Annotated in this window: 13 protein-coding genes and 1 tRNA gene; 3 read left to right on the forward strand and 11 right to left on the reverse strand. The window is 64.4% G+C overall.

The genetic code is table 11. From position 1 onward, the window contains the following. Positions 1-23 precede the first annotated feature (23 nt). The gene (locus ABIA30_RS11620) at positions 24-1,808 is read left to right on the forward strand and encodes a hypothetical protein (RefSeq protein WP_370065221.1); all 1,785 of its coding nucleotides are present in this window, start codon (positions 24-26) and stop codon (positions 1,806-1,808) included. A 10-nt stretch (positions 1,809-1,818) separates the two neighbouring features. Continuing rightward, positions 1,819-2,181, forward strand: coding sequence for a carboxymuconolactone decarboxylase family protein (locus tag ABIA30_RS11625; RefSeq protein ID WP_370065223.1), 363 nt, complete (start codon positions 1,819-1,821; stop codon positions 2,179-2,181). A gap of 104 nt (positions 2,182-2,285) precedes the next feature. On the opposite strand, the gene ABIA30_RS11630 is transcribed toward ABIA30_RS11625, so the two are convergent. The 8 genes from ABIA30_RS11630 to ABIA30_RS11665 all read right to left on the reverse strand — a co-directional run bounded on the left by ABIA30_RS11630 (position 2,286) and on the right by ABIA30_RS11665 (position 7,633). Beyond that, positions 2,286-2,408, reverse strand: coding sequence for a hypothetical protein (locus ABIA30_RS11630; protein WP_370065225.1), 123 nt, complete (start codon positions 2,406-2,408; stop codon positions 2,286-2,288). 234 nt (positions 2,409-2,642) lie between these two features. Further along, positions 2,643-3,206: a hypothetical protein gene (locus ABIA30_RS11635; protein ID WP_370065227.1), complete on the reverse strand. Its 564-nt coding sequence runs from the start codon at positions 3,204-3,206 to the stop codon at positions 2,643-2,645. 74 nt (positions 3,207-3,280) lie between these two features. Further along, complete coding sequence (locus ABIA30_RS11640; protein ID WP_370065229.1) at positions 3,281-4,021, reverse strand: hypothetical protein; 741 nt, start codon at positions 4,019-4,021, stop codon at positions 3,281-3,283. Next, positions 4,018-4,584 (reverse strand): hypothetical protein, encoded by a 567-nt coding sequence (locus ABIA30_RS11645; RefSeq protein ID WP_370065231.1) that lies wholly within the window; start codon positions 4,582-4,584, stop codon positions 4,018-4,020. Before ABIA30_RS11645 ends, ABIA30_RS11640 begins: the two co-directional genes overlap by 4 nt. Positions 4,585-4,601: 17 nt before the next feature. Next, the gene (locus tag ABIA30_RS11650; protein WP_370065233.1) at positions 4,602-5,822 is read right to left on the reverse strand and encodes a hypothetical protein; all 1,221 of its coding nucleotides are present in this window, start codon (positions 5,820-5,822) and stop codon (positions 4,602-4,604) included. Then, entirely contained in the window at positions 5,822-6,154 is a 333-nt protein-coding gene (locus ABIA30_RS11655) for a DUF2563 family protein (RefSeq protein WP_370065235.1), read from the reverse strand. The genes ABIA30_RS11650 and ABIA30_RS11655 overlap by 1 nt, the downstream gene beginning before the upstream one ends. Positions 6,155-6,279: 125 nt before the next feature. After that, positions 6,280-6,352: transfer RNA gene (locus ABIA30_RS11660), tRNA-Thr, on the reverse strand. 69 nt (positions 6,353-6,421) lie between these two features. Then, positions 6,422-7,633: a DNA polymerase III subunit delta' gene (locus ABIA30_RS11665; RefSeq protein ID WP_370065237.1), complete on the reverse strand. Its 1,212-nt coding sequence runs from the start codon at positions 7,631-7,633 to the stop codon at positions 6,422-6,424. 82 nt (positions 7,634-7,715) lie between these two features. Between ABIA30_RS11665 and ABIA30_RS11670 the strand changes: the two genes are divergently transcribed. Continuing rightward, positions 7,716-9,341 (forward strand): adenylate/guanylate cyclase domain-containing protein, encoded by a 1,626-nt coding sequence (locus ABIA30_RS11670; RefSeq protein WP_370065238.1) that lies wholly within the window; start codon positions 7,716-7,718, stop codon positions 9,339-9,341. A 78-nt stretch (positions 9,342-9,419) separates the two neighbouring features. Here ABIA30_RS11670 and topA read toward each other — a convergent pair whose 3' ends face one another. The 3 genes from topA to ABIA30_RS11685 form a co-directional block, all read right to left on the reverse strand. Then, on the reverse strand, positions 9,420-12,245 hold the full coding sequence (gene topA / locus ABIA30_RS11675; protein WP_370065542.1) for a type I DNA topoisomerase: 2,826 nt from the start codon (positions 12,243-12,245) through the stop codon (positions 9,420-9,422). A gap of 137 nt (positions 12,246-12,382) precedes the next feature. Continuing rightward, positions 12,383-12,961 (reverse strand): hypothetical protein, encoded by a 579-nt coding sequence (locus tag ABIA30_RS11680; RefSeq protein ID WP_370065240.1) that lies wholly within the window; start codon positions 12,959-12,961, stop codon positions 12,383-12,385. Between the two features lie 153 nt (positions 12,962-13,114). Further along, the gene (locus ABIA30_RS11685) at positions 13,115-13,318 is read right to left on the reverse strand and encodes a cold-shock protein (RefSeq protein ID WP_370065242.1); all 204 of its coding nucleotides are present in this window, start codon (positions 13,316-13,318) and stop codon (positions 13,115-13,117) included. Positions 13,319-13,422 lie beyond the last annotated feature (104 nt).

Below are 13,422 nucleotides of genomic sequence, written 5' to 3' on the forward strand. Positions count from 1 at the left end.
CGCTCACCATACCGACGGCGGCTATGGGACGCCCCGTACAGTCAGAAAGAGTGAAATGGGTCGCCCGCACCGCTGCCACGTTGGTCGCGCTGCAGCTGGTACTGCGGGCAGTGTTGGCTTTTTCGGGCTACTTCTATTGGGACGACCTGATCCTGATCGGCAAGGCTGGGACACACAGCCTGCTGTCCACCGACTTCCTGTTCAACGACCACGACGGGCACGTGATGCCCGGCGGATTCCTGCTGGCCGGGGTGATCACCCGCTTGGCTCCGCTGAACTGGTTCTGGCCGGCGCTCAGTCTGGTGGTGCTGCAGCTGGCCGCCTCACTGGCACTGCTTCGGGCGTTACGGGTGATCCTGGGCTGGCGCCCAGTGCTTTTGGTGCCGTTGACTTTTGCACTGTTCACCCCCCTGGGCGTGCCGGCGTTCGCCTGGTGGTCAGCCGGGCTCAACGCGCTGCCGATGGCCGCCGCCATGGCCTGGGTGTGCGCCGACGCAATCCTGTTGGTGCGCACCGGTAATCAACGCTATGTATGGACCGGCTTGGTGGCCTATCTCGGTGGCCTGTTGTTCTTCGAGAAGTCTGCGGTGCTCCCGTTCGTCGCGTTCGCGGTGTGTTGGCTGTTGGCCTATGTCACCGGGACCGGCTCGGTGAAGACCGTCTGGCGGGGCGGCTTGCGGCTGTGGCTGGCACTGCTGATCACCACGATCGGTTGGGTCGGGGTGTACGTGCTGGTGGTCAACCAACAGCGCTGGACCCTGGACCTGGGTATGACGTGGGAATTGTTGGCCCGTTCGGTCACTCATGGCCTGGTACCCACGTTGGCCGGCGGCCCGTGGGAATGGCAGCGCTGGGCTCCCGCTTCGCCTTGGGCCACACCGACTTTGGCAACCATGATTCTGGGGTGGCTGGTACTGGCCGCCGTCGTTGCGGTGTCCGTATTGCGCAAGCGGCGGCTGGGGCCGGTCTGGCTGACGGCTGTCGGGTACGTGGTGGCCTGCCAGGTTCCGATCTATCTGATGCGGTCATCGCGTTTCACTGCATTGGAATTGGCCCAGACCCTGCGCTATTTGTCTGACCTCGTGGTGGTGCTGGCCCTGCTCGCCGCCGTCGCGTTCTGTGCACCCAATCGCGCGCAGACCGGTTGGCTCGATGCGTCGGCGCGACGGCGCGTTGTGGTGGCTTGTGTAGCAGTGGGATTCACGGGCAGCAGCCTGTACTCGTGGGCGACGTTCCTGCCCAGCTGGCGGGACAACCCGACTCGCCCGTATCTGATGAATGTCCAGGACGCACTGGCCGGCGCACCACGCAACGTGCCGCTGCTGGACCAGGAAGTAGATCCGATGGTGATGCAGCGGGTGGCATGGCCCGAGAACATGGCGAGTCACATGTTCGCCCTGCTGCGTGACCGCCCCGAATTCTCCTCCAGTACAACGTCTTTACAGATGTTTACCGCAGCCGGCCAGTTGGTCCCAGCCAAGGTCACCTGGGTGCGCACCATCGCCCCCGGCCCGGCGCCGCACTGCGGCTACCTGGTCCAGACCGATCAACCGGTGACCATGCCGCTGGACGGACCGCTGCTACCGGCCGACTGGACCTCGGAGATCAACTATCTGGCCAACAACGACGGGTCCATGACCATGTCGCTGACGGAGGGCCACGAGGCGCGCGTGCTGGTGCACCCCGGGCTGAACCGGGTGTTCGTGCGACTGTCCGGCGCCGGCAACACAATCCGAGTGCAGGCCAATACCGCCGCGTTGTCGGTGTGCGTCGCGTCGGGGCCAGTCGGGTTCCTGGCACCGCGCTAGCCTCGTGGCTGTGACCGACTGGCGTGATGAAGGTTTGAAGGTATTCCGCGAGATGCTGCCGGGCGTGCTGCCCGACGGGGATGTCGACTTCGGCGGTGGGTTCGCCCCGGAGTTGATGGACATCGGCGTCGAGAGCATCTTCGGCCGGTTGTGGAGCCGCGAAGGTCTGGACCGCCGCGACCGCAGCCTGGTGACGCTGGGGATCCTCATTGCCCTGCGCGCCGAAGAAGAACTCAAGGCGCACTTCCAGATTGCCCGGCAAAATGGGCTGACCGACGACGAACTGGCCGAGGTGATCTACCACGCCAGCGGATACGCCGGCTTCCCCGCGGCGAACACCGCGCGCAATATCGCGGCGCACGTGCTGGACTGAGCGACTCTCCGCCTCGCCGAGCGTGTGGGTTGTGTCCAAAATCCGAGGCTCGATGCGGGCACAACCCCCACTGTCGTCGGCACGCCGGTCAACGCGCGAAGGCGTCAGGCCTGCAGGAAGGGCAGCGGGAACGAGAACTCCGGCTCGGCGGCACGAAAATCGGCGTACAGACCTATGGAGTACACACCCGGTGCTGACAGCTCCAGCGGCAGCGCCGGAGCGAACACCCGGTATTTGTCAGTGGCGCCGGAGGATTCCCCCGATCCGATCCAACAAGCTTCGCCCTACGGGTCTGGCGAAGACATGGCAACACAGATCGTGTTAAAGGAACCAAAAGTGACAAAAGTCAGGTCGCAAGATCCAACTTTTTTGACGAGCGCCAGCGGAGTCTGGGTAGATCGGGTCTGCCCAGAGTCCGGACCACGCGCAAAAATTGGCCGGCCAGATTGCGTGCACGAAGCTCACACTGGGGTGTCAGCCCGGCCACTGGCCCGGAGTTCACGCACTAGTCGAAAAAGACTTCGCACTGCCAGCGGGCTGAGCAGTAAGAAGAGCACACCGGATCCGATTTCCCACTTGCAGTTTGTCCTCTGCATCGCTTGTTTTCCTGCGGCATCCAGTACTCGTACGGGCGCGAACTGTAACCGCGTCGGGACCTTCGGCGGAACGGGCCGGGTACCGGCCGGTGTCCACGATTCGTATAGATGACTAGATCGCGAAGGCACGACTACCGAGCACATGTCGCCTGCGCTCATCCATCTACCGTCGCAGGCCGCCGGGTAATCCCAGAACCGCACACCTTCGGCCACCAAGACCGTGCCACCTACCGCAAAGAGCGCTGTCATCGACAGCAAGAAGAGGACCGCCATCCAGCTCTTGCGCGCATAGACGACGAGGAACGCCAGACCAAATCCGATGACCGCGGAGTACCACTCCAGCCCCTTCCGCATCGCCAACACGATGACGAGGGACAGGGCAGCACCCAGCAGGTAGCGAAACATCCGCCCCCACTCGATGTTCGCCATTAGTGGCTTCCCCCTACGCGAGGCGCCCGCCTATTCTCTGGATGCTCGATTTGTCACCCAACAGCGCAGCACATTCACACACTCGCGGTTGAATGACCCCGAAGGATTCCTTCGATCCGATCCATCAGCTCACCTGGGTCTTCGTTGCCGCCGTCTTTCCACGCCAACAGGCCTCCGAGAAGATTCATCGGCTCGATGGTGAACTGCTGACCTAGCGCAACGGTCGTGGTGTCATCAGCGCCGTCGACTCGAAACACCAGCTCAGTCTTCAAGATCTTTGCGCCATAATTCATTTCCACGATCTTCGGCGCGATCGACTGAACCTGCTGCCGACGGATTTCAGTGGGTCCACGCAGGCTCGCGGGTGGGCGAATGAGCGGCAGGCGAATGGTTAGCGTCGTTGGCGTGATGCACAGTCGGGACATGCGCCACGCACGCAAAAAGCTAGCGAATAACAGAGCCCCGAAGCACATTAGGAAAATTCCACCGTAGCGAAACCACCGTGGATAACCAGGATCGGACCCCATGGAAACGCCAGCTGCTCCGATCGCCGAGAGCAGCACACTGAAATAGACAAGTGACTCGAACCACGGAATGAACCGGCATATGATCTGTTCCCCCGAGCGGTCGACCGCCGGCCGATAAATTCGCCGACCGTTTCCGAGAAAGAACATAATAGCTGGGATAAACACGATGGCCGTTTCGTACCACCGGCCACCCCGCAACAGAGATATCACCGCCAACACCAATAACACTGCGGCACCGCCGTACCGCGACACCTGCCCTAGGCGTCCTGATTTGCCGTTGCCGGTCATCGGTGATCGCGCCATGCGTCGGTGTCCGGGCCTCCTGAATACAGGATTGGTGCTGTTGGGCTTCCGTCGTCGCGCAGGCGCACCGTCAGCCAAATATTCGCCCGGTTGGCCGGGGAGTCCTGCAGTGCTGTCACGGTCAATTGCGCGATCATGGTCTCCTTGGGATTCGTGATGATCCGGGTCCGGGTGAGACTGTCGAGGACGCCGAGCTTGTCGTTGATCTGCATGGCCAGCACTCCCACAACCCCCGGACCCTCCGTGGCGGCAGAGAGCGTACGTCTCTGCTCGTAAGCGCACTGCACAGATTCCAATTGCTGTTCGGAGAGCATGGCGAACACCTCGTGGGCATCCAGTTTTGCTTCGACGCGGTGTGTAATCAGTACCGCGTTGGCGCAGAATACGTCGATGCGGGGGTCGCTGCGGCAGGCCCATATCCGCATCCCTGTAGCAGAGTCGAAAGGGTACCAGCCCTGTGGTACGCCGACTTCGACGACGAATCGGTCAAACCGATCGATAGGGGATATCGCGAGGTTGTGTCGTTGCGCGAATTCGTCAAAGCGCATTGGTGAGTTCGTCTTTTCTACCAACTGAATATCGATTCGACACCCGAAGCAGCCCAATCCCACCCCTCGCCGATCCACTTCGATGCGTCAGTGGCGACATATGCACCGACCGCAGCACCTACCACGAGTCCCGCCACATTCCCTACAACGGGAACCTCCGAACCGGCCAAAAAGCCAACTGCTGCGCTCGTACCTACCTCTGCAAGAAACCCAGTCGCCGCGCCCGCGCCAATTCCGGCAGCCGCGCCTCCAACTTCGCGCGTGGCGGCCTCTGCGAACGAGTTACCAGGCTTGCCATCCGCACCCTTCATATCGGAAGCAATAGAAGGGACCACGCCAACAAGAGCAGCGACCCCACCAATCTTGGAGAAGCCCTTGAGAGCGCCAAGTTTGGGATCTTCCAGCCACCTCAGAAGGGCGGGATCAGCAGCACCAGGCCCTGTTTTAGGGCCGTCTTTGATCGCGTCTAGTACAGCCCCTCGCACTCCGTCGGCGGTAACGCCCGATATCGCACCGGCACCCCCAATCGCCACTTCCGCGGGCGAGGGCTGCCACCACGGGGGCTTCTTATCGCCGGGAGGCCCTTCCGCGCCCGGGCCGACCAAAGACCCATTCGGGTCAGGCTTGCCTGCGGGAACAGGTCCGTCAGCACCCGGACCGATCAGGGGCGGAGCGGTAATGGTTTCCAACGACGGCTTGGCCGCCGCCATCGCGGCGATATACCCGTTACGACCGGTCTGCACGTCGCCCAGACTGGTCCGCACTGCCGCGACCGCCACGTCGTGAAGTTCCTTGGTGTCCTGGTTGTTTGCTTTGGCGGTGCCGATCGCATCGTCGATCCCGTGCAGGAACGTATCCAGCGACGAGATGTCAGCGTCGCAGGTGTTTTTCGCCGTCGACAGTGCGGTCGCGATGTTCTCCAAATCGAGGGCGATCTTGGCGAGCTGAGGCTTCTGCAGGTGCAGCTGGTCAGTGGCGCGGGTGACCTCCGCCGAATCATTGATCGGATTCTCAGATCCGTTGTGCCGCCAGCCTTTTTCGAAGCGCTGCTTGGCCGACTTGAAATCATCCTCAACCTCGGTTGCCGACCCCGCCGCGGTGTGAAATGCGTCCGCCTGCGCGTTGATCGCGCCGGGGTCCCCGGTCTGCAGTTCGTCATTGAGCTTCCACGGGTCACCGCCGGCAGCAGCGATCAAGTCAGCGGTCGAGAGGTTGACCAAACCCAGAGGCGGCGGCATCAGTGCGTGCCGAAACCGGCTTCGGCGGTCCGCAGGGAGTCGGCGTTCGAAGCTTCTTGCGCGGTGAATGTATCTGCGCCAGAACGACTTTTATCGCCAATGTCAGTCAGCGCCCGGTGGTGGCCGTGCAGCTGCTCGACGTGGCCCTGATGCGCCGTCGCCAACGCCCCATGAAACGCGTGGGCTTCATCGAAATCGCCGAACATCCCCGCCGCCGGCTTCTTTTCCGCGAGCTTGCCCGCGGCCTTCAACGCCGTAGCGGCCGCGTCACCACACCGATCCGCACCGGCATGCAGATGAGCCGGGTCAACCTCCATACTCTGCTCGGCCATCGCCATTCCTCCCCGTAGCAATCCCGGAGACAAGAATACCGGCCATGGATCTGTGAACTTGCAGGGAAATTGGCATCGAGCGAACTGCTGGAATGCCATCTCGGTACGAGACAAAAGGAACTGAGAGCCGCCTGGGGGAATCGAACCCCCGACCTTCTCATTACGAGTGAGATGCTCTACCGACTGAGCTAAGGCGGCGTGCCCCACCGAGGCAGGGCGGGATGAGTCTACGGCAGAGCCTCTGCGCCGCCAAAGTCAGTTCCCAGCTCACCCGCGCAGGGCTTGCCCCATCGTCGCCACCATGGCATCAACCGCAAACTTCGGCTTGACGTTGACCGCCAACGCCTCGCGGCACTCCAACACCGCCTCGATGCAGCGCAACAACCGATCGGCGGGAACCCGCTCGGCCATCGCTGCGGCCCGATCGGCCATGTCTGGGTGATTAGCCGCGGCCACACCCGAAGCGCCGGAGGCCACCAGCATTGCATCCCGGAAGTAGGTGGCGAGGTCGATCAGCGCCCGGTCCAGGGCATCGCGCGAGGCGCGAGTCTGCCGCGACTTCTGGCGCTTCTCAAGATCTTTCAGCGCACCGGCAGACCCGCGGAGCGCACCGACCGCACCCTTACCCGTGCCGCCGCCGCCCAGCGCCGTCTTCAGCTCTTCGGTCTCCGATTCATTGCGACCGGCGGTCAACGCGACCGCCTCCGCCTCGGCCGCAACGACAAGCTCCTCGGCAGCCCCGAATCCGCCGGTGCGGCCCGCGGCCGCGCCCGCCAAGCCCAACGCCTGTTCCCGCCGGGCGCGGGCCTGCTCATCGGTAGCCAACCTGCGAGCCCGCCCCACGTGCCCGCCGCTCACCGATGCCGCCCAACGCGCCTGGGTCTCGGACAGTCCGTCGGACTCCATGAGCACCTGGGCGATCGCGTCGGTCCGCGGCGTGGTCAGCGCGACGTGCCGACAGCGCGAACGCAGCGTCACCGCGATGTCCTCAGGGTCCACCGACGGCGCACACAGCAGGAAGACCGTCGACGGCGGCGGCTCCTCGACCACTTTCAGCAACGCGTTCGCGGCGCCCTCAGTCAGCCGGTCGGCGTCCTCGACGACCACGATCTGCCAACGACCGGTACCGGGCCGCCGCGACGCGATCTGCACGATCTCGCGCATCTCCTTGACGCTGATGGTCAGGCCTTCAGGGATGACCCGGCGCACATCTGCGTGAGTCCCGGCGAGCGTCGTCGTACAGGCACGGCACTGGCCGCAACCCGGTTCTTCCTCCGAGGTGCACTGCAACGCCGCGGCAAAACACACCGCCGCAATCGACCGTCCCGACCCCGGAGGGCCGGTGATCAGCCAGGCGTGTGTCATGGTCCCGGTTGTGACCCCACTGTGAGCCGAATCACCCCGGGCAGCACGTGCCGCGGCCACCAACTCCGCTTCCACGGCGTCCTGGCCCACCAAACGCGAGAAAACTCCGCTCATCGAGGCCAACCCTAATGCCCGCGGCGGACACAACCATTGCGCACCGGCCGTATCTGACGGTCCGGCCCGATACGGTGATCTGGTGACCGCGGAAGCCCTGCCAGCCGGACGAATCAGTGGATTCGTCCAATGGGTGGCGCGCACCCCGTGGCCGGTGTTCACCCTGGGCATGCTGCAGGCCGACGTCATCGGTGCGCTGTTCGTTCTCGGCTTCCTGCGCTTCGGCATGCCTCCCGAGGACCGGATCCAGCTTCAGGACCTACCGACCAAAAACCTGACCGTCTTCCTGATCTATCTGTTCATCGCATTCGTGGTGGCCTCCTGGGCGACCTTGCGGCTGCTGTTCCCGGTCATCCGTTGGCAACGTCGCGACACCCTGCAGGCCGACGCCGAGGACTCGGCGTTCACCGAACTCGCCCGCACCCGGGCGCTGCGGATGCCCTTCTACCGGACCTTGATCAGCGTCCTGAACTGGAGCATGGGATCGGTCGTCTTCATCATCGCCAGCTGGCCGGTGGCCAGCAAGACCGCACCCGTGGTCGCCGTCGCCACCGCACTGGGCGCCACGGCTACCGCGATCATCGGCTATCTGCAGTCCGAGCGGGTGCTGCGCCCGGTCGCGGTCGCCGCGCTGCGCGGCGGAGTTCCGGAGAACTTCAAGGCGCCGGGCGTCATTCAGCGTCAGGTGATGACGTGGATCCTGTCGACCGGCGTCCCACTGCTGGCCATCGTGCTGGCGCTGACCGCCACCAAGTTCCGGATGGCCGATCTGATGGGCAGCAGCCAGTTGTCCATGCTGACTGCCAATGCCGAGCGCTACACCACGCCGCTGTTGCTGCTGGCCGGTTTCGCTCTCATCATCGGCCTGGCCAGCACGGTATTGGTGTCGATGTCGATCGCCGACCCGCTGCGCCAATTGCGCTGGGCCCTTGGCGAGGTGCAACGCGGAAACTACAACGCCCACATGCAGATCTACGACGCCAGCGAGCTGGGTCTGCTGCAGGCCGGGTTCAACGACATGGTGCGGGAGCTGTCCGAGCGGCAGCGCCTGCGCGACCTGTTCGGTCGGTACGTCGGCGAGGATGTGGCACGGCGCGCGCTGGAACGCGGCACCGAACTCGGCGGCCAGGAACGCGATATCGCAGTGCTGTTCGTCGACCTGGTGGGTTCCACCCAGCTGGCCTCGACCATCCCCGCGGCCGACGTGGTGTCCCTGCTCAACGAGTTCTTCCGGGTCATCGTCGACACCGTGAATCGCCACGGTGGCTTCGTCAACAAATTTCAAGGCGACGCGGCGCTGGCCGTCTTCGGCGCACCCATCGAGCACCCGGACGCCTCTGGCGCGGCCCTCGCCGCCTCACGCGAACTGCACGACGAACTGGTAACCGTCCTGGGCACAACCGAATTCGGCATCGGCGTCTCTGCCGGCAGGGCCATCGCCGGTCATATCGGCGCACTGGCCCGGTTCGAGTACACCGTGATCGGCGATCCGGTCAACGAAGCCGCGCGATTGACCGAGTTGGCCAAATTGGAGAACGGCCACGTGCTGGCGTCGGCCATCGCGGTCAGTGGCGCTTTGGATGCCGAGGCATTGTGCTGGGACGTCGGCGAGATCGTCGAACTACGCGGGCGCACGGCACCGACGCAGTTGGCGAGGCCACTGTCACTGGCCTCGCCACCCCAACCGAAGGCCGAGGCGGCCAGTTAGGTCACCCACCCGCCGAGTGGCCAATCGAGCACACCGGAAACGAAATGCTCTGCAGCAACTGACCATTCAGCGTAAAAGCTACGCTTTCTTGGCGGGAGCCTTCTTCGCCGGAGCCTTCTTCGCAGCCGCCTTCTTCACGACCTTCTTCGCCGGAGCCTTCTTGGCGGCCTTCTTCGCCGGCCCCCGCGCTCGACGGTCGGACAGCAATTCCGAAGCCCGCTCATCGGTGATCGACATGACGTCATCGCCCTTGCGCAGGCTGGCGTTGGTCTCGCCGTCGGTGACATACGGGCCGAATCGGCCGTCCTTGATCACCATCGGCTTGCCCGACGCCGGATCGGTGCCCAGCTCACGCAGCGGCGGCGTGGCCGCGCCCTGACGACCCCGGCGCTTGGGCTCGGCGTAGATCTTCAACGCCTCCTCGAGCGTGATGGTGAACATCTGCTCTTCGGTGGCAAGTGAACGAGAGTCGGTGCCGCGCTTGAGATATGGGCCGTAGCGACCGTTCTGCGCGGTGATCTCTTCATTGTTCTCCGGATCGACTCCGACAATCCGCGGCAGCGACAGCAGCTTGAGCGCGTCGTCCAGCGTCACGGTCTCCAGATCCATGGAACGCAACAACGATCCGGTGCGCGGCTTGGGTCCGGTCGGCTTCTTGGCCTTCTTCGCGCCGACACCGGCATCGGGCTCCTCCGGCGGCGCCGGCAGCACCTCGGTGACGTATGGGCCATACCGGCCGTCCTTGGCCACGATCTCGTGCCCGGTGGCCGGATCGATACCCAGCGAGCGGCCCTCTTGCGGTGTGGCGAAAAGCTTTTCGGCCAGCTCGAGAGTCAACTCGTCGGGCGTCAGGTCGTCGTTGAGATTGGCGCGCTGCGGGGTCGGCTCACCATCTTCGCCGACGATCATCCGCTCCAGGTACGGACCGTTGCGGCCCACCCGGACGTTGATGGCACGCCCCTCGACGTCGTCAAAGAGCTTGATGGAGTTGACTTCTCGAGCGTCGATACCTTCGAGGTTGACGCCGACCAGCTTCTTGAGGCCACCGTCGCGGGCCACTGAACCCTCGACGCCGTGCTCACCGCCGAAATAGAAGTTGGACAGCCAGTTGGTGCGCTGCTCGTTACCGGCAGCGATCTCGTCGAGCTCGTCCTCCATCGCGGCGGTGAAATCGTAGTCCACCAACCGGCCGAAATGCTGCTCCAGCAAACCGATGACCGCGAACGCGACCCAGGCCGGCACCAGGGCGCTGCCCTTTTTGTAGATGTAGCCGCGGTCCTGGATGGTCTTGATGATCGACGAGTACGTCGACGGGCGTCCGATGCCGAGATCTTCGAGCGCCTTGATCAGTGAGGCCTCGGTGTAGCGGGCCGGCGGGTTGGTGGTGTGCCCGTCAGCGGTCAGGTCGGCGGCGTCGACGCGCTGGCCCTGAGTGAGGTTGGGCAGTCGGCTCTCGGCGTCGTCGGACTCGCCGCCGGCCAGCTCGTCGATGCTCTCGACGTAAGCCTTGAGGAACCCCGCGAAGGTGATGGTGCGGCCGGAGGCGCTGAAGACGACTTGCTCGCCCGTCCGGGCATTACCGGAGATGCGCAGCGACAGGGTGGTGCCGCGCGCATCGGCCATCTGGGAGGCGACGGTGCGCTGCCAGATCAGCTCATAGAGCCGGAACTCGTCGGTGTCCAGCGCGCCGTGCAGCTGGCCCGGGGTCTGGAACACGTCGCCGGCGGGCCGGATGGCCTCGTGGGCCTCCTGGGCGTTCTTGACCTTGCGGGTGTACTGCCGCGGCGTCGGGTGGACGTACTCCTGGCCGTACAGCTGGCCGGCCTGGGTGCGCGCGGCGTTGATCGCCGACTCCGACAACGTGGTCGAGTCGGTACGCATGTAGGTGATGTAGCCGTTCTCGTACAGCCGCTGCGCGATGCTCATGGTGCGCTCGGACGAGAACCGCAGCTTGCGGCCGGCTTCCTGCTGCAGCGTCGAGGTCATGAACGGCGCGTACGGCTTGCGGGTGTACGGCTTCTGCTCCACCGAGCTGACGGTCAAGGACGTGCCACGCAGCCCGGCGGCCAGTGCGCCCGCGCCGGCCTCGTCGAGCACCAGCACCTCGTCTGGCTTCTTCACCCCGCCCAAGGAGTCGAAATCGCGGCCGCTGGCCACGCGGCGGCCATCGACGGTGTTGAGCTTGGCAGTGAACTTGGGCGGCGAAGCGGCGGCATCGGACACGCTGGCGTCCAGTTCGGCGGTGACGTCCCAGTACCCGGCGCTGCGGAACGCCATGCGCTCACGCTCACGCTGCACGATGATGCGGGTCGCGACCGACTGCACCCGGCCGGCCGAGAGCTTCGGCGCGACCTTCTTCCACAGCACAGGGGAAACCTCGTAGCCGTACAGCCGGTCCAGGATGCGCCTGGTCTCCTGCGCATCGACAAGCGCAATATCCAGATCCCGCGGGTTCTGAGCGGCGGCAAGGATGGCGGGCTCGGTGATCTCGTGGAACACCATCCGTTTGACCGGCACCTTGGGCTTGAGCGTCTCCAGCAGGTGCCAGGCGATCGCCTCACCCTCGCGGTCACCGTCCGTGGCCAGGTAAAGCTCGTCGACGTCCCGCAGCAGCCCCTTGAGCTCGGTGACCGTGCCCTTCTTGTCCGGGCTGACGATGTAGAGCGGTTCGAAGTTGTCGTCGACATTGACCCCGAGACGGGCCCAGGACTCGGATTTGTACTTGGCCGGCACGTCGGCAGCGTTGCGCGGCAGGTCACGAATGTGACCGCGCGAGGACTCGACGACGTAGTTGGAGCCGAGATAGCCGGCGATCTTGCGCGCCTTGGTGGGCGACTCGACTATGACGAGTCGCCGGACCCGGCCGCTACTGCCGCCACCGTCCTGGTTGGCCACCGTATCTATACGCTCCACTTCTTGGTTTGCCATTTCGATACCGGTTGCATGGTTAACGGTCATCCGGCTCGAAGGCAAGTCACAATTTCGCACTCTCGGCGGACCGACGCAAACCGACCTGGGCTGGATTCACGCCGGAACAGGCACTACATCCGCGGCCATTGCAGGAATGCATCGGTATGTCCGGGAGGCTCCCCCACGTTCTCTACCAGGCGCGATAGCCTCCGGCGACCGCTGATCCGCAGGGCCGGGTGGTTGCCGCGGGTGCCTATTAAGGTGGGTGCGATTCCGACCCTCATCAGAGCCGATGCCAACGCCGCATGGGTATCAGGCGCGTGCGGGTCCAGTCCCAACAGATAGCCGTTGGATTCGGCGACACCTGAGGCCAAAGTCCAAGCTCGCAGCTCGCGTGGACCCGGCAGCCAGCCGTCTGGCACCGTCTTGACCGCTCCGCGGGTCCACTCCGCCGCGATGGTTGCCAGCCGAATGTTCACCGCGGTGCGTACCAGCGGATTGTTCTCATCGGTACGGGTGATCTCGGGCTCCAGGCCGGAGTCCGAGATCATCTCGGCCAATGCCTCTGCTCGCCACAGCTGATCGACCACCACCGACAGCCGCGCATCGCCGCCCACCAGGACCACCTGTCCCGGCCCAGCAAGCAACCCGGTCAGGTCGGCGACCGCGGGCGGCACCGACTCTGCCGAGAAGAACGACAGCTGGCTCACACTGCCGACAGTAGGCCAGCGATAAGCCACATACCCGTCGGACATGTGCTCGGCGCGTCCTTCGACGACCTATGCCGAGGACGACGAGGACGACGAAACAGCCCCCGCTTCGTCAGGGGACGCTGCGGGGGCTGCTCGAAGTTGGTCTGGGATTCAGATAGCGCGGACGTTCAGGGCCTGCGGACCCTTCGGGCTCTGCTCGATCTCGAAGTCGACCTTCTGATTCTCTTCCAGGGTGCGGAACCCGTTGGACTGAATCTGCTTGTAGTGAACGAAGACGTCGCCGCCGCCGTCCTCCTGTTCGATGAAGCCGTAGCCCTTCTCCGGGTTGAACCACTTCACAGTGCCCTGTGGCATTTGTCCTTCATTTCCTTCGTGTTACTGCGGGTGCGGTTCACCGAGTCTTCCGGTGCACCGGGCCCGTTCCGACCGCATACCCCCGTGGCCTCGCCGGCAGACCG

The sequence above is a fragment of the Mycobacterium sp. MAA66 genome (assembly GCF_041261665.1).
Classification (GTDB): Bacteria; Actinomycetota; Actinomycetes; order Mycobacteriales; family Mycobacteriaceae; genus Mycobacterium.